General features: G+C 54.9%; 17 protein-coding genes. 8 read left to right on the top strand and 9 right to left on the bottom strand.

The features are described 5' to 3' along the window. Positions 1-466: 466 nt before the first annotated feature. Entirely contained in the window at positions 467-742 is a 276-nt protein-coding gene (locus AC3WJN_RS16500; RefSeq protein WP_309478774.1) for a hypothetical protein, read from the top strand. Positions 743-873: 131 nt separating this feature from the next. On the opposite strand, the gene AC3WJN_RS16495 is transcribed toward AC3WJN_RS16500, so the two are convergent. From AC3WJN_RS16495 to AC3WJN_RS16485, 3 genes are read right to left on the bottom strand one after another with little or no spacing between them, the layout of a single operon-like run. Beyond that, positions 874-1650, bottom strand: coding sequence for a fumarylacetoacetate hydrolase family protein (locus AC3WJN_RS16495; protein WP_005833579.1), 777 nt, complete (start codon positions 1648-1650; stop codon positions 874-876). A 41-nt stretch (positions 1651-1691) separates the two neighbouring features. Further along, entirely contained in the window at positions 1692-2891 is a 1200-nt protein-coding gene (gene thiI / locus AC3WJN_RS16490) for a tRNA uracil 4-sulfurtransferase ThiI (protein ID WP_005833580.1), read from the bottom strand. 30 nt (positions 2892-2921) lie between these two features. After that, a complete protein-coding gene (locus AC3WJN_RS16485; protein WP_025843945.1) occupies positions 2922-4091 on the bottom strand; it encodes a cysteine desulfurase family protein in 1170 nt (389 codons plus the stop codon). 282 nt (positions 4092-4373) lie between these two features. Between AC3WJN_RS16485 and AC3WJN_RS16480 the strand changes: the two genes are divergently transcribed. After that, positions 4374-4520: a hypothetical protein gene (locus AC3WJN_RS16480; protein ID WP_005833584.1), complete on the top strand. Its 147-nt coding sequence runs from the start codon at positions 4374-4376 to the stop codon at positions 4518-4520. 245 nt (positions 4521-4765) lie between these two features. Further along, positions 4766-5776: a LysM peptidoglycan-binding domain-containing protein gene (locus tag AC3WJN_RS16475; RefSeq protein ID WP_122952682.1), complete on the top strand. Its 1011-nt coding sequence runs from the start codon at positions 4766-4768 to the stop codon at positions 5774-5776. A 182-nt stretch (positions 5777-5958) separates the two neighbouring features. Here the strand turns inward: AC3WJN_RS16475 and dapF are convergent, their stop codons facing one another. Continuing rightward, the gene (gene dapF / locus AC3WJN_RS16470) at positions 5959-6819 is read right to left on the bottom strand and encodes a diaminopimelate epimerase (RefSeq protein WP_005833589.1); all 861 of its coding nucleotides are present in this window, start codon (positions 6817-6819) and stop codon (positions 5959-5961) included. 142 nt (positions 6820-6961) lie between these two features. Between dapF and AC3WJN_RS16465 the strand changes: the two genes are divergently transcribed. Further along, the gene (locus AC3WJN_RS16465; RefSeq protein WP_005833591.1) at positions 6962-7495 is read left to right on the top strand and encodes a DUF84 family protein; all 534 of its coding nucleotides are present in this window, start codon (positions 6962-6964) and stop codon (positions 7493-7495) included. Positions 7496-7563: 68 nt separating this feature from the next. On the opposite strand, the gene AC3WJN_RS16460 is transcribed toward AC3WJN_RS16465, so the two are convergent. Continuing rightward, positions 7564-8163 carry a DUF1700 domain-containing protein gene (locus AC3WJN_RS16460; protein ID WP_005833592.1) on the bottom strand — a complete coding sequence of 200 codons (600 nt, stop codon included), beginning with the start codon at positions 8161-8163 and terminating at the stop codon, positions 7564-7566. A gap of 96 nt (positions 8164-8259) precedes the next feature. Between AC3WJN_RS16460 and AC3WJN_RS16455 the strand changes: the two genes are divergently transcribed. Beyond that, positions 8260-8850 carry a nucleotidase gene (locus AC3WJN_RS16455; RefSeq protein WP_007783273.1) on the top strand — a complete coding sequence of 197 codons (591 nt, stop codon included), beginning with the start codon at positions 8260-8262 and terminating at the stop codon, positions 8848-8850. Between the two features lie 158 nt (positions 8851-9008). Here AC3WJN_RS16455 and AC3WJN_RS16450 read toward each other — a convergent pair whose 3' ends face one another. Next, the gene (locus tag AC3WJN_RS16450; RefSeq protein WP_005833595.1) at positions 9009-9233 is read right to left on the bottom strand and encodes a DUF1540 domain-containing protein; all 225 of its coding nucleotides are present in this window, start codon (positions 9231-9233) and stop codon (positions 9009-9011) included. Between the two features lie 89 nt (positions 9234-9322). Here AC3WJN_RS16450 and AC3WJN_RS16445 point away from each other — a divergent pair, with 89 nt between their 5' ends. Further along, positions 9323-10102, top strand: coding sequence for an SDR family NAD(P)-dependent oxidoreductase (locus AC3WJN_RS16445; RefSeq protein WP_492329304.1), 780 nt, complete (start codon positions 9323-9325; stop codon positions 10100-10102). On the opposite strand, the gene AC3WJN_RS16440 is transcribed toward AC3WJN_RS16445, so the two are convergent. Then, the gene (locus AC3WJN_RS16440; protein WP_283858019.1) at positions 10073-11335 is read right to left on the bottom strand and encodes an MFS transporter; all 1263 of its coding nucleotides are present in this window, start codon (positions 11333-11335) and stop codon (positions 10073-10075) included. The genes AC3WJN_RS16445 and AC3WJN_RS16440 overlap by 30 nt on opposite strands. 152 nt (positions 11336-11487) lie before the next feature. After that, on the bottom strand, positions 11488-12036 hold the full coding sequence (locus AC3WJN_RS16435; RefSeq protein WP_007783262.1) for an MFS transporter: 549 nt from the start codon (positions 12034-12036) through the stop codon (positions 11488-11490). 205 nt (positions 12037-12241) lie between these two features. Here AC3WJN_RS16435 and AC3WJN_RS16430 point away from each other — a divergent pair, with 205 nt between their 5' ends. Next, positions 12242-12982 (top strand): ArsR/SmtB family transcription factor, encoded by a 741-nt coding sequence (locus AC3WJN_RS16430; protein ID WP_007783260.1) that lies wholly within the window; start codon positions 12242-12244, stop codon positions 12980-12982. Next, positions 12954-14294 carry an MFS transporter gene (locus AC3WJN_RS16425; protein WP_007783257.1) on the top strand — a complete coding sequence of 447 codons (1341 nt, stop codon included), beginning with the start codon at positions 12954-12956 and terminating at the stop codon, positions 14292-14294. Before AC3WJN_RS16430 ends, AC3WJN_RS16425 begins: the two co-directional genes overlap by 29 nt. 80 nt (positions 14295-14374) lie before the next feature. Here the strand turns inward: AC3WJN_RS16425 and AC3WJN_RS16420 are convergent, their stop codons facing one another. Continuing rightward, complete coding sequence (locus AC3WJN_RS16420; RefSeq protein WP_007783256.1) at positions 14375-15814, bottom strand: serine hydrolase; 1440 nt, start codon at positions 15812-15814, stop codon at positions 14375-14377. Positions 15815-15863 lie beyond the last annotated feature (49 nt).

Raw genomic sequence — 15863 nt, 5'->3', positions numbered from 1 at the left:
CGCCGCCAGCGTTCGTCCTGAGCCAGGATCAAACTCTCCAATAAAGTTTGTTTCTGGTTCAAAGCTGGCAAATCATTAATGATAGACTCATCAACGCTTTCGCTGTTCAGTTTTCAAAGAGCATTTTCATCAACCAATCGCTCAAAGGCGACTTTTCGATCTTATCACATCACGCTTTGTTTTGCAAGAGGTTTTTCAACCATTTTGCTGTACTCAGCAGCGACAAGATCTAATATAACAAAATCACCTGTGTTGAGTCAAGACTTTCTTTCACTTTTTTTACGCTAAAATTTCAATCGAGGTGACTTTTTGAAGCAGAATTTAAATATAACGAAACTCAAGCCATAAGTCAACCAAAAAACGAATAGTGATTCCCTTTTTATTTCACACTATGCGTGCAACTCCTGCAAAAACACCCCTGTTTGTCTTTTTTTGCCTTACCTCACTTTAAAAAGGCGGTGCTACGATGGATCCAAAACCAACCTACGACCAAAGCGAACAATACAGTGAGTTATCGACAGTTGAATCACAGCGCAACGAAATTCTCCAGGAGGAGTTTCCGGAAGGTCCATACGGCGCCTCCACCAATGAAGCTCGCCTTGGAAAAGCGACTGGCTGGGAGCCAGGACAGCATTCCACGACGACTCGCTTTACTTACGAAACACGTCAAATGCATCAAGACTTGCCGCGCCAGGACCCGTCGGCTCATCCGATCCACGACGATCCGAACGTAAAAGAATAGCCGAGCGCTTTTCCTTCCGCCGTGCACAGATGCGAAACAGCAGCTCCTTCACATATAGATAGAAGGAAAAAGCAAGCCCCCTTCCCGAAAAGAAGGGGGCCGCTTCTGTCAGTCGCTCCCAAAACCAAAAACTATTCCTCGGCAACGACATGTGTCGTCAAGGTGCCAATCCCTTCAATCGTGACAGAGATTTCGTCTCCGACCTTCAGCTCGCCCACGCCAGAAGGTGTTCCGGTCAAAATGACATCGCCAGGCCGAAGAGTCATGACTGCGGATACCGCCTCCACTAGCTGCGGGATGGTAAAGATCAACTGCTTCGTGCTGGCGTCCTGCCGCACTTCTCCGTTTACGCGCGTCACGATGCGCAGATTGGCATAATCCAGCTTCGCCGCAATCGCCGGTCCAAGCGGGCAAAACGTGTCGAAGCCTTTTGCTCGGGTCCATTGACCATCGCTCATTTGCAAATCGCGGGCAGTTACGTCAATCGCGCACGTAAAGCCAAGAATGTAGTCATCCGCCTCGGAAGCCTTTACCTTTTTCGCTTCCTTTTTCATGACAACCGCCAGCTCGCCTTCATAGTGAAGATTCCCGGTCAGCTTAGGATAAACAATCGGCTCGCCCGGACCTACGACAGTCGTGGACGGCTTCAAGAACATCAGCGGCTCTTTCGGCAGCTCAATCCCCATCTCGGCCGCGTGGTCCCGGTAGTTCAAGCCGATGCACACGACTTTGCTCGGCTCGCACGGCGCTTTCAGGCTGATTTCGTCCAATGGCAGCTCCAGTCCCGTCATGATCGGCTTCGCCGTTTGGACTTTATAAATATCCCCTTCGATCACGCGCACTTTGTGATCCTCTTCTACCATCCACCCATGCTTTACCTTGCCGTTACGCTCATAGCGGATAATCATGCCTCTTCTCCCCTGTCACGCGTTTTCTCTATAAAAAAGCTTTAAAACAGATCGGTTGTCGTTTCTTTTGGCTTGGTCGTAATCTCTTCGATCACGGTGCGTGCTACCGCATCCTCGACAAGCGCCTCCACGTCCAGCGCTTCTTCAAATTTGGCCGCGAGGTACGGCTTTGGTCTCGTCACAGGATTTTTCGGCGTAAACACGGTGCAGCAATCTTCATACGGCAAAATGGACAGCTCATACGTATCAATTTTGCGCGACAGATCGGTAATGTCGACTTTGTCCATCCCGATCAGCGGGCGCAAAATCGGAATCGAAATCACCTTGTTGATCGTGTCCATGCTCTCCAATGTTTGCGAAGCGACCTGGCCCAGACTCTCGCCTGTCGCCAGAGCTTTTGCCTTCGTATTTTCCGCCACACGCTCAGAGACGCGCATCATAAAGCGGCGCATGATCGTAATCAAGTAATCTTCCGGACACTTTTCGCGAATGGCCGTCTGGATCTCTGTAAAAGGTACGACGTGGAGACGGACCGTTCCTCCCCATTTGGTCAGCTTTTGCGCGAGGTCCCGCACTTTTTGCAAGGCGCGCTCACTGGTGAACGGATAGCTATGGAAATGGATCGCTTCGAGCGTAACCCCGCGCTTGAGCATCATCCAGCCAGCGACAGGGCTGTCGATACCGCCTGACAAAAGCAACAGCACTTTTCCGCTCACGCCTACAGGCAAGCCGCCTGGGCCGGGAATCGTTTCACAGCTAATGTACGTGCCTTCCGCGCGAATTTCCAGATTGACGATCGTCTCCGGCTCGTGCACGTCGACCTTGATCGCAGGAAGCGCGCGCAAAATGTGCGTGCCGACGATGCGGTTGACTTCCATCGAAGGAATCGGATAGCGTTTGTCGGCGCGGCGCGTAACGACGCGAAACGTGCGTGGCTCAGGCTTCAACTGACGGATCAGCTCCAGCGCTTTTTCCTTGATCGTCTCGATATCCGGGTCCACCTGAATGGTCGGACTGAACGAGGAAATGCCGAAAACGCGCTTCAGGCGCTCCATGACGGCGTAGGCATCTTCGCCGTGCAGCTCGACGTACATCCGTCCGTAGTTGCGTCTCACCTTCACCTTGAAAAAGGAGCGCAGCACGCTTTTCACGCTTCTGACCAGCGCATCTTCAAACTGATCGCGATTTTTGCCTTTGAGGGCAAGCTCGCCATATCGAATCAAAATGACATCGTAGTTCATAGTTATCTCCTTTGGTCGTTTCGTTTTCCACTATTTTCTGCGATCTGGCGCAGCTTGCGGCTTGAGCAGCGAGCGCAAGCTACCTACACACGTTTGCAGCGCCGTCAAAAACTGGGCGATTTCCTCGCTCGTATTTTCCCGGCCCAGGCTGATGCGCAGCGAGGACAGCGCACAATCGCGATCAATCCCTGCTGCCGTAAGCACCCGGCTCGGCTCGTTCGCCTTGGAGGAGCAAGCCGACTTGGTGGAGACGAGGAAGCCTCGCTCTTCCAACGCGTGCAGCAGCACTTCCGCCTTCACGCCTGGCACAGACAGGTTCATGATATGCGGCGCTGCGCCCGCTTCCGGCGTATTGACGATGCAGCCCTCGATTCGCTGGATGCCTTCACGAAGCTGCTGGTGCAAGCCTTGCAGCCTGTTGACCTCGCCATGGCCGAGCTCTTCCAATATCCGAATCGCTTTGGCCAGGCCAGCAATCGCCGGAAGATTTTCCGTTCCCGAGCGAATCCCGCCCTCCTGACCGCCGCCCATTATCAGCGGGTGTATAATCAGTCCTTCGCGCTTGTACAAAATGCCTACTCCCCGCGGACCGTAAAACTTGTGCGCCGAGACGCTCAACAGATCAATCCCGGAATCTTGCAGCCGCAGCGGCACTTTGCCGATCCCTTGCACCGCATCGACGTGAAACAGCACCTTCGGAAACTGCTTCAGCCACTGTCCGATTTCCGCAACAGGCTGAATCGTCCCCAGCTCGTTGTTGACGTGCATGACGGAAACGAGAATCGTATCAGGCCGGAGGGCACGCTTCACGTCTTCCAGCGACACGCGCCCTTCCCGGTCCACAGGCAGGTAGGTCACGGTGAACCCGAAGCTTTCGAGCTGTTTGCATACATCATAGACAGCCGGATGCTCCACCTGGGTCGTAATGATATGCTTCCCTCTGTTCTGATATTGAAAGGCAATGCCTTTGATTGCCGTATTGTTGCTTTCCGTGCCTCCGGAGGTAAAAAAGACCTCTCCCTCTTTGCAGCCGAGGTACTGCGCGGCAACCTTTCGTGCCTGCTTGAGCACGTTTTCCGCCTCTACCCCTTTTTGATGCAACGAGGACGGATTTCCGTAATAGCTCTCCATGGCCCGTCTCACGGTCTCAATCACCTCTGGATGAGGCCGGGTTGTCGCACTGTTGTCTAAGTAAATCACCAGTCCACACCTTCCCTGAGGGCGAGCTGCCCTAAGTCTACCCTTCATCATAACACGACTGTCCCCGAAGAACATACTGTCGAGTGTACTTCTCCTGTTATTTTCCCCCATTTTGCCTTGCAAACAGCCATCTCGCGCGAATCCGAGCGAGCGTTCACACACTTTTCACAACTAAAGCGCTTACATCCAAAATTAAGCTATTTACAATACCACAGGCTTTCGTTAGAATTGTCAATAAATTTAGAAAAAAAGAAAACCACAAGGAACAAGGAGAGAGCAGCGATGACAACACAGGCTATGCAGGAAAAAATCAGTAAGATGGAAGCAGAATTGAAAAGATTGCAGGCGGAACTGGCCAAAATCAACAAGACAACTCCTCAATTCGACCGCAATGACGTCGCATACCTAAATGAGGTGTACAACGGGTGACTTTTCGCTTAATTTGTTTTCAATAGCGTGGGTGCTGGCACGACTTTGTTGCCGCAACCGCGCTATTTTTATGTCCATAAGCACTGTTGCGGCTTTGCGTTCGAGGCAAAAGGATGCAATTTTCGCGTCTGGTGGAAGTGCCGACCAATGGAGGATAGATTTACCGGATGAAAGCGGACCTGCCGGCTGCGTACAATCAAGATGAACCACTTCACACATCACGCTACGGCATCGAGGAGGCTTTCATGTTCAAAACAACACGCTGGAAACGTCTCGCCCTGCAGACTGCACTGGTTGCTGGCTTGCTCCCTGTCACATCGGCCTTTGCCCAAACGATTCAGGTTGCGCCCGGAGATACGCTCGGCAATATTGCCTACAAAAACCAGATTACCGTCGAGCAGCTCAAGCTGGCGAATCAATTGACTTCAGACATGATTCTGGTTGGACAAAAGTTGTACATACCTCCCCGCTCTACCGTCTATACGGTGAAACGCGGCGACGTCCTGTGGAAGATCGCTGCCAATCACGGCGTAAGCATTCAAACAATTGTGAATACAAACAACCTCCAAACAACCGAAATTCTCATCGGGCAAAAGCTGCTGATCCCGACGCAGGAGCCGGCAGCGGAAACGCCCCAGCCAAAGCCAAAGGCTGAGCAGGACAAGCCTTGGGTCGAGAATACTCGCTATCAGGTCGTCAAGGGAGATACGCCCTGGACGATCTCCATTGCCCACGGCATCCCTTTTACCGAGTTTTTGCAAGTAAACAAACTGTCTGAGTCGGACTATTTGCAAATCGGCCAGGTCGTCACCATTCCGGTGCACCACATCCCGAAAACAGCGACGGCTGGCGCCAAATACGGTGAGTATCTCGACTGGTTCGAAGCAGCCCAGTACTTGTTCCCGATCAACGCGACCGCAAAAGTGACCGATTTTGCCACCGGAAAAAGCTTCATGGTCAAACGAACAATCGGCGCTTCCCACTCGGATACGGAGCCGCTGACCGCTGCTGACAGCGCTGCGATCAAAAGCATTTGGGGAGGAAGCTTTTCCTGGAGCATCCGTCCCGTCATCGTCGAAGTAGATGGCAGACGCCTCGCCGCTTCGATGTCGTCCATGCCGCACAGCATCGAGTACATTGCCGACAACGATTTTGACGGGCATTTCGATATTCACTTCCCTGGCAGCTTGCGCCACAAAGACAACCTGGTCGACCCAGACCATCAGGCCGCCATCCGCATTGCGGCAGGAAAATAGCAACTGCCATCAGAAAAGCCGTTCCGGTTGAAACGACCGGAACGGCTTTTTTACGTGCCAAAGTCAAAAGGTTAGAAACAGCAGTCGCGCCCGCTTGCTTTCCCTGCGTTTGGCATCGTACAGCTTCAGATAAAGCAATAAAACTTGTCTCATCGCAAACTTTTGCCCAAGGGGACAGACGTTTATTTATACGGGATCGGCCCTACATACTTTCCTTCGAACACTTCGGTAGCGGGCCCGGTCATGTAGACGCGGTTGTCTTCTTCCCGCCAATCGATAAAAAGGTCGCCTCCGGCCAGATGCACCGTGACCTTTCTGTCGACTTTGCCCGCGAGCGTTGCCGCGACTGCCGCTGCACAAGCGCCCGTGCCGCATGCGAGCGTCACACCCGATCCACGCTCCCAGACGCGGAACAAAATTTCTTCCCGATTCAATATTTGGATAAATTCGACGTTAGTGCGCTCCGGGAACCATTCGTGAAACTCGATCTGCGGCCCGTATTTGCGCACGTCCTCGTCCCGGACTTCGTCGACGAAAATGATCGCGTGCGGGTTGCCCATGGAAACAGCAGTCATCGTAAACACGGTGCCGTCCACTTCCAGCACTTCCTCGCGCGCCTGCTCCTCCGGGATGCCTGTCATCGGAATCGCCGCCCGCTCAAAGCGCGGTTCGCCCATGTCGATCGTCACCTGCTCGACTTTTCCGTCTTCACCAAGCGAGACAACCGGCTTCATGATCCCGCCGAGCGTCTCGACGGTAAACGTCTTCTGCTGCGTCAAGCCGTGGTCGTAGACGTACTTGCTCACGCAGCGCAAGCCGTTACCACAGTTTTTCGCCTCGCTTCCGTCGTTGTTGAAGACACGCATGCGAAAATCAGCCCGCTCCGACGGCAGAATCAGAATCAGCCCATCCCCGCCGATGCCGAAGTTGCGGTCGCTGACCCGTCTTGCCAGTTCGGGAAGATCCACCCCCGCCAACGTTTCTTCAAAACAGTTGACGTACACATAGTCGTTGCCCAAGCCATGCAATTTGGTAAATTTCATCTGCCACTCCCCGTTTTCTCTGTAATTTCTGACTCGCTCTCTATATGGACTTATCTTAACACAACACCTCCATATTTGGGGAAGTGGTATACTTACCAGTAGCGATTGAGCAATCCCGACAGAAGAGGTGACAACGATCCAGATGAAGAACGCACCATTACGCTATGCGCTGGGCACTCAAAACGAAGCAAAGCGTCTGGCGGTACAAAAGGCGACGGGAGCAGACCCGATCTGCCTGTCCGTCCCTTCCGGTGTGTCTGCCCAGCCGATGAGCGAGAAAGAGACGATTGCCGGAGCCATCAACCGGGCAAAAGCGGCCTTGGCCTCCGCTTGCGAGGCGCACATCGGGCTTGGGCTGGAGGGCGGCCTGATGTACGATCAGGAATTTACCCAGCAATGGTATTTGATTTCTGTCTGCGCGGCCTGGAACGGAAGCGAGCTGTATTTGGGAAAAGGACTGGCTTTTCCGATCCCTAAGCAGGCAGCCGAACGCATTTTGGCAGAAGGAATTGAACTGAATGTCATCATCGACGAATGGGGCCAGACTACCGGGAGCAATCACCGCGGCGGGGCGTATGCCCTTTTGACTGGCGGCCGCGTCAACCGGGCGGACGTTTTCTGTGAGGCAGTCATTGCGGCGACAACTCCGTTTTTGTCCCGTCTGTACACGAACTGAGCGAGCAAATGCAAAAACCTCCCCGGGCCGTTTTGTGCCCAGAGAGGTTTTTTGCGGTCTGATGCGGCTTAGCGGGCCGTGTAGTACGGGTAAATGACGAGCGCTCCCAAAATGGAGATCGCCCCCACGATCATCGCCCAAGCTCCCAGCGTTCGCGAGTCCCGGCGATACGCCAAATAGCCAAGCACCATCCCGATTGGGGCCACGAGGTACGGCATGAGGAACAGGGACAGGATCGATAGCCCCAGTCCTGTCATGCCGATCCCGCTGGCTCCGCTTTCCCGACTGTCCTCGTCATCGTTGACCTCACGCACAGAACGGCGCGCAGGGATCGGTTCGGCGATTTCCGCTGCGGCCTCGATATCGTCGTCTCGTACAGAAGCGACCGGCGCGCGGTCCTCCCGTGTCAGAACGACTCCATCCAGGCGCTCCGAAAAATCGTTTTCCACCCTGTCGTTGTCCACTCGGTCGTCCAGCTCGCCTGAATAGCGCTCTGTCAAAGAGTGTGGGTCGTAGTGAATCCTTCGCCTGGAGCGTCCTTCGTGTTCGTCGAAGGCAGCCTGGGTCCAGGTCTCCACCGCAAACTCCCTGTCGTGCTGATCTACTGTCTCGGAAAAGCCGGTATCTTCCTTCCGCTTCGCATTCATGCGTTCACGTCGATCCAACATACCATGCTCAGCCCCTTTTTTGGTAAAGGATTTGTTAGTGAAGGAAGTAGCCTTATTGTCTGCCCGCGGTGTACAATTTAAACTGGAGGCGAGAGGATGAAACCAGAGAAAATCCTAACCATTGGCATTGATATTGACGGTACGGTGACGTCACCCAGCAGCATTGTGCCATTGATGAACGAGAGCTTTGGAAGAGATTTACGATATGAAGACTGTTACGAGTACAATTTGGCCAACGTATATCAGATTACAGACGCGGAATTTGAAGAGTGGCTCGACCAGAACGGCGAGCGACTGTACGACGAGGCACCTGTGCACGGGATTGCCGATCAGGTGTTGCGCAAGTGGTATCCTGCGCACAAGCTGATCTACATCAGCGCCAGGGAAGCGCGTCATCACGACGTGACGCTGAACTGGTTTGCCCGTTACCAAATCCCTTACCATGAAGTCGATTTGGTCGGCTCCCACGACAAGCTGGCGGCCGCACAAAGATGGGGCGTGGACCTGTTTTTGGAGGATCGGCTGGAAAATGCCTTGCAGTTGTCCGAAGCTTTGCAGATTCCCGTCTTTTTATTCGATACGCCGTACAATCAAGCCCGGCTCCCCGAGCTGGTGCACCGCGTGACCTCCTGGGAAGAAGTCGACAGGAAGGTCAAAGAGCTTGCGTTTGGACAAGCCCGCGTGTAACCTCTGCCCTGATTGCGCCCACGCAAAAAGACGTATCTCCATGGCGGGATACGTCTTTTTGAGCGCCAAGACGCACGAAGAAGCTCTGCAAGTGTCTGCGGCAAATGTCCGCGCGCAGTCACGCTTCGGGTCGGTTAGCCTCATTCGAAGGCTTTCCTTTACTTCTTCTCAGACTTTTTCGGCTTGAACGTCAGACAACAGGTCTCGGACGACTTCGTCGCATGATCCTTATGGCCTGTGTTTTGCCCGTACTCGCCAGCAAACTCTTCCTTCGTGTTTGCGTTGGCATGTGCGTCGATTTCCACCATGATTTCGTCGGCGCTGCAAAGATTGCCTTGCGCCCAGTACTCACAGTTTGCTACGCTGCATCTTACTTCTGGCATATGCTTTCACCTCCTAGACGCTATCCTTCACCATTCGTCTAGAGGTTATACTTGTGAAACATAACAGCTACAGAAAAGAGGATGGTCCCATGAGCTCTCCCCGTGTGGTCGTCATTACCGGGGCTTCCGGCGGTCTCGGGCAGGCATTGACGCGACTGCATCTGGAAAAAGGCGACCTCGTCATCGCCGCAACGCGCAAGCCCGTCAACCACGAGTCCCTGACCACTCCGGTCCCTGATTCCAACCGCTTTTTTTCCTATACTGTCAATGTCGGAAACAACGAGGACGTCCGCCGCTTTGCCGCCTGGGTGCACGTCCGCTTCGGCAGGTGCGACATCCTGTACAACAATGCGGGCATTGCCGTGTTCGAGCCACTCATCGGCATGGACATTGACGAGCTGGAGGAAACGTTGCGCACAAACATTGCCGGCGTGATGTACACCACGCGCGCCTTTTTGCCGCTGATGCTCGACTGTGGCTCGGGACACATCGTGAACGTCGCCTCGCTCGCCGGACAAGTCGTGACCGCCAAGGCATCCGTCTACGCCGCGAGCAAAGCGGCGGTGATCCGCTTCAGCGAAGGCTTGCAGCACGAGCTTGCCGGAAGCGGCGTTCGCGTCACCTGCGCCATGCCCGGGCCGATCGACACTCCTTTTTTGGAAAAGGCAGACAGGACCGGGGCGTATCGCAGCAAGGTCGCCCGTTATTTGCTCTCCGCAGACGAAACGGCCCGCCACATTTACAAAGCCGTACAAGCCAACCGCTCCGAAGTGGCAATGCCCTATCGCCTGAAAATGCTGTCGGTGCTCTATGCGCTTTTGCCGCAGCGCATCAAACAGCTAGTCGCCCCGCTCCTCAACCGCAAGTGACGGACTCTCCAGGTCCCTCAATACTCCGAAGGCCAAAAGCCCGCAGGCGATACAGACAGCGGCCCCGGCTCCGAACAGTCCCTGCACGCCAAGTGTAGGGATCAGCACCCCCGAGACTGCCGCGCCAGCCGGCATGCCTGTGCCTGTAATCGTCCGGATGCTCGTCATAACCCTGCCCAGCAAAGCATCCGGTACTTGTCTTTGCAGGTAGCTTCGGTACATGATGTTATACGGCGAATAGCTGAAGCCCGCCAAAGCCATCGCGATCATCGCCACCTCCAGCCGCGAAAAGAACGCGAGCGGCATGGTTGTAATTCCCCACAAAACGATAATGCCCGCCAACGTCACGCCCAACGGTATCCGCCAGGAAATCGTCGAGAAAAACAAAGACCCGAGCAGCGCCCCGATCGCAAGCGACGACCAGAGCATCCCCAGCGCCACCGAGCCGCCCGCCAAATTCTGGTTGGCATACAGCGGCAGCGCGACCTCAATCGGCCCGTAAGACATATTGAACAAAAAGGTGAACAGCACGAGCGCCACTATTTGCTTTTTCCCGAACAAATAGCGGTATCCCGTCTTCATGTCCGCGAAAAGCGAGCGCAAAAACAAGCCGATCTGCGCGGGTTGCGCCGCCGATTCCGGATTGGCGCTTTTCGTCATTTCTTTTGGCAAGCGGGAAAAACAGAGTGCGCAGACAAAGAAGCTGGCCGCATCAATCAACAGCACGTACGCTTCGCCAATCAGCCCGATCAATACCCCGGCCAGCGCCGGACCGAACATGTAAATGATCTGCCACTGGCTTTCCATGACGCCGTTCGCCTTGACCAGATGTCTTTTGTCGGCCAAAAGCCTCGGCAAAAGCGTCTGGGCGCCTGCCGTACTGAGCGGAGAGAGCGTACCCGCAATGACAATCAACACGTAAATCACAAAAAGCGGAACATGGTCGACCAGAAGCAAAGCTACCAGCGCGATATAAATCAGGCCGCGCGCTACATTGTCCACCATAATCAGCTTTCGGCGATCGAACCGGTCCAAGAGCACTCCCGCCACCAGTCCCGCAAACACAGCAGGCAACATGTACGCGAGCACGACGCCCCCCATCGCGGCGGGCGAGCCCGTTTTTTTCATGACAAACCAGGTAAGTCCCATCCAGCCAAACTGATCGCCCAATCCCGACAAGAACATGCCGAGCCAATACCAGCGAAACGCATGCTGCCTCCATAGCTCTTTCATCCCTGCATCTTCCTTTTTTCGTCTTTTTCCATCATTGTACAGACGATTTTATACTTTTTCAACAATTATATTTATTAAATAAAAAAGTGAACGGAAGTAACACAAAAAGACCTTTGCCATCGCAGCAAAGGTACGGGCATTTTACGAGACGACTATTCTTCCTGTCCCAGCTTCTGCAACTGCCTGCGGCTCCACAGCCAGACACCGCCTGCTGCTACGCCGAACATGCCGAGCCAGACCGAGACAGACGCGCTGCCCGCTTGCTCTGCGGCAAAGCCGAGCACGAGACAGCTTGCGGAAAAGCTCCCCATCGTCGCCATCTCCCGGATCGAAAAGACTCGCGCCAAATAGGCCGGGGCCGCCAGTTTTTGCAGCTTGGTTACGGACAAAATCGAAGAACCAAACGACGCGAAGGAACAAAACAGAATCGCTACCGCAAGACCGAGCAGCGGCTTGATATGAAATACCGCTACAATCGACAGCCCCATGGCAATCAGCGCCCATCCCTGGAACCGTGCAATTCCCCGTTCGCTCAGGCGCTCCGCCAGCCTGCCCGCTGCCAAACCCGCCAGCACGCCTCCAAGCCCGAGCGGAATGTCAAGCAGGCCGACGACGGCAATAAAGGTAAACTCGTTCCCGATGATATGAACAATATGAGCCGCATACAGACGGCGAAAGACCGGGTGTTGAAGCAAGGTCATGATCGCGCATCCTTTCCCCGTTAAGGTAAGTCGAGACTTTCAAAAGCTTACCCAGTCAACTTTCTCACATTGTAGCACTTGCCTGAAAATATCGGCAAATTGTTCTTGTCAGCGCCCTCCGTTGTAAGCTATCATACGTTCAAATAAAATTGAACGTTTCAAAATAACAACACGTTCACTTTTCCCGAAATGGAGCTGACACGATATGAAACGGTTTCTGGTCATCGAAACATTGGATCAACTGAAGGCGATTAGCGACTCGTTGCGAATGGACATCATCATGTTGCTCGTCAAGGAAGCGTACACGGGAAAGCAGCTCGCTACCCTGCTCTCCCTCTCTGCCTCCAAAGTCCATTACCATCTCAAGGAGTTGGAGAACCACGGCTTTATCAAAGTCGTCCGCACAGAAGAAAAAAACGGGATTGTGCAAAAATTTTTCCGCGCGGTCGCCTACGACTTCAAAGTGAGCGAGGAGCTGCTCCCGTCGCTTCGCGAAAACAGCATGCTGCTGCAGGAAGCGATGGTCAACCATCTACGCACGAGCATTACCCGCCTGTACAACGCCCCTGACGAATCGTTCATGCAATTCGTGGACGAAAGCAAGCGCGCCCCGGCGGTTGCCTTCAATGCCGAGGTAAAAGCTCCGCGGGAGGAACTCCACGCCTGGCTGAAAAAATACCACGCCCTCATCAACGAGCTGGGGGAAATGGAAGAACGCCATCTCGCGCGGATCGCTGCCGGAGAAGTAAAAGACAGCGAAGAAAACTTCTACCTCGTATCCGTCGGCTTCATGACCAACGAACGCTATTACGTGGCCGACGATGAATCTTTGCCGGAAAATTACGAACATCTGCCTAGCGATCACAAACATGTGACCAACAAAATTGTCGTCAAAAAGAAAAAGGAGGCGACCAGCGATGGCAATGGCGACCTCGACAACAACTAGCGCCTTGTGGAAAAATCGCTCGTTTCTATCGCTCTGGAGCGGCACGATTCTGTCCGCCGTGGCCGACGGCGCGTTCTTTTTGCTGCTGTCGTGGTTTATCGTCGACCGGACCGGGTCGGAAGCGATGCTCGGAACCGCCCTCATCTGCATGTCGATTCCCCGCCTGCTGTTCATGCTCGCCGGAGGTGTCGCCGCCGACCGCTGGAATCGGAAATGGATCATGCTCGCCTCTATTCTCGCGCGCAGTCTCATTTTGCTCGGCTTCAGCCTTGCTTTGCAAAACGAGCCCGGTACGTGGCTGTACGTGTTCATCTACGGGATCGCCGCCTTGTTCGGGACGGTCGACGCTTTTTTCTGGCCGGCGCGCAGTTCGATTTTGCCCTCGCTGGTGTCGCGCGAGCAGCTCGCTTTCGCCAACAGCCTGATGGAAATTTCCCAGCAGATCAGCATGGTCGGCGGGCCTGTCGTCTCCGCTGTGCTGATTCGCACGGGCGATTACCCGCTCATGTTTCTCATTTTGGCGGTGGCCTTTTTCGTTGGGGCGATCTTTTTGTCCGCTTTGCGCCTGGCTCCAGCGCAAACCGCATCGCCTGCCCCGCAGCAGGACGCTCCGGCTTCCGGCAAAAGCTCTTACTTCCAGGACATTTGGAGCGGCATCCGCTTTACGTACAGCATCCCGATCTTGACGATGATTTTGACGACCTCGCTCGTCATCAACATGATGTTTTCCGGGCCGATCAACATGGCCATTCCGCTCCACGTCAAAGACCTGGGCTGGGACGGAAGCGCCTACAGCTCCCTTAGCACCGCGCTTGGAGTCGGCACGATTGCCGGGGGAATTTTGACCGGGCTGTGCAAAGGTTTCCGGGGAAAATTCATGCTGCTCCCGCTGTTTCTCGGCGTCATGGGCATCGGGATGAGCTCGCTCTTTTTCATGCAGCAGTTGCTGTTTGGCCTGATCGGCATGTTTCTCATCGGAATGATGCTCAGCATGACGAACATTCCGCTGATTACGTACATCCAGACCATCGTTCCTTCGACGATGCTCGGCCGGGTCATGTCGCTGCTCGCGCTGATGTCGATCGGCTTTGGCCCTGTCAGCTACGCGCTTTGCTCGTTTCTTTTGGCTACGAAGGCGGCCACATCCGGCGTCCTCTTGCTCGCAGGCGGCATCATTTTCACCTGCTCCGGGCTTAGCCTGCTCTTGTTCCGCACCTTCCGCAACATCGAGCAGCATCCGGACTGGCGGCGCTCTGCGGCTGGCGAGACGACTCTCAACAGCTCCGTGTCTTCCACATCGGCAGCTCCATAACGCATGCGGTTGCGTCCCCGATTCAAAAAAACGCGCCCCTCACAAGCGAGTGCCATGCTTGCAGGTGCGCGTTTCTTCCATTATACTTTTTGCTCTGTTCCTACCAGTATCTTCGGCAACTGCCGGAAGCCGAAGCCCATCCGGCTGATCGTCCCTGCCTCGTCGCGGTAGAAGTGGATGTACGAATCTGTCTCTCCCCGCTTCCAGACGAAGCCGTCTTCCCCTACAGGACGCAGCGGGACTGTAGCGCCCATCGCCTTCAGCACGAGCGCGTTTTCTTCGATGGCAACGGTGACATTGGCGCCTTCCGAGGAACGGTATTCTCCGGCGTAAGCCGCAAATCGCTCAGGCGGCAGCTCGTAGTCCGCATACGGGAACGGAGGGGTCGCCGCAGGCTTTCCATTGTTTGCATTCAACAAGCCGTGCATCAGATCGGTCACGGGGGCACCATCGACATTCATGAGAATCGCCCCGGTCAGGTTGCGTTCGGGAATGGCGAAAATTTGCGCGCTGACCCCTTTGATCGCTCCGCCGTGCTCGACGAGCGTCCCTCCGTGGCAATCCGTGCCGATCATCAGCCCGTAGCCGTAGCCTTGGAAGGGGCTGAGCGGGGCGTGGGGCGTCGTCATCGCCTTGACACTGGCCTCGGAAAGCAGCCGCTTGTCGCCCACCAGTCCCCCTGTGCGGAACAGCTCCGTATAGCGCAGCAAATCGCGTATCGTCGACTTCAAAAAGCCTGCCGAGCGCATCGCCGGAGCGTCCCACCACGAAGGCGAGCGATACACGTCGCCGCCGTCTTCCGGGCTTTTGCGGGTGAACAGCGTCGCGACCTGCGCATCGGCTGGCAGCTCCTCGATCAAAAAGGCGCTGTGCGTCATGCCAGCAGGCGCCAGGATGTTCTCGTGGACAAACTGCTCGTACGTGCTGCCGCTCACCCGCTCGATAATGACCCCGAGCAAGGCGTAGCTGTCGTTTGAGTAGCTGAACTGCTCGCCCGGCGCGCCGAGCAGTTCGTAGTCGAGCTTTGCCAAATAAGCGAGCATCTCTTCTTTTGTCTCGATAGCTTCGGCTTTTTCTACATCCCATTGCAAGCCGGAGCTGAAGCTGCGGTCGGCTGCTTCTTCCGCCATGCTGTTTTTCATCGCGCCGACGAGTGTATCCAACGGAGGGAAACCTGCGGTGTGGGTCATCAGATGATGGATGGTCATCTCGCGGGTAAAAGCTTCATTCGGCGTGCGCAACTCGGGAATATAGGTGCGCACCGGGTCGTGGACATTCAGCTTGCCTGCTTCCTGGAGCTGCATGATCGCCACGCACGTAAACGATTTGGTCACCGAGCCAATGCCGAACACCGTATCTGCGGTCAGCTCCTGCGCGTCCGCCGTATCGTCGGCAAGCCCGAAGCCGTGGAAATATTCGAGCTGTCCCTGTTCCGCCAGTCCGACTGCCGCCCCTGTGATTTTCGCCTTGGAAAGCAGGTTTTGCGCATACTCTTCAAACGATTCAACCCACACCGCCATCGTTCTTCTCCCCTTTTTCCCTTTCTTTTAGAAAAATCGTGAAGCGCGG

The organism is Brevibacillus sp. FW306-2-1A-C05A, from assembly GCF_058781555.1.
The sequence above is the reverse complement of the archived record's forward strand: the minus strand, read 5'-3'. Positions and strand labels throughout refer to the sequence as shown.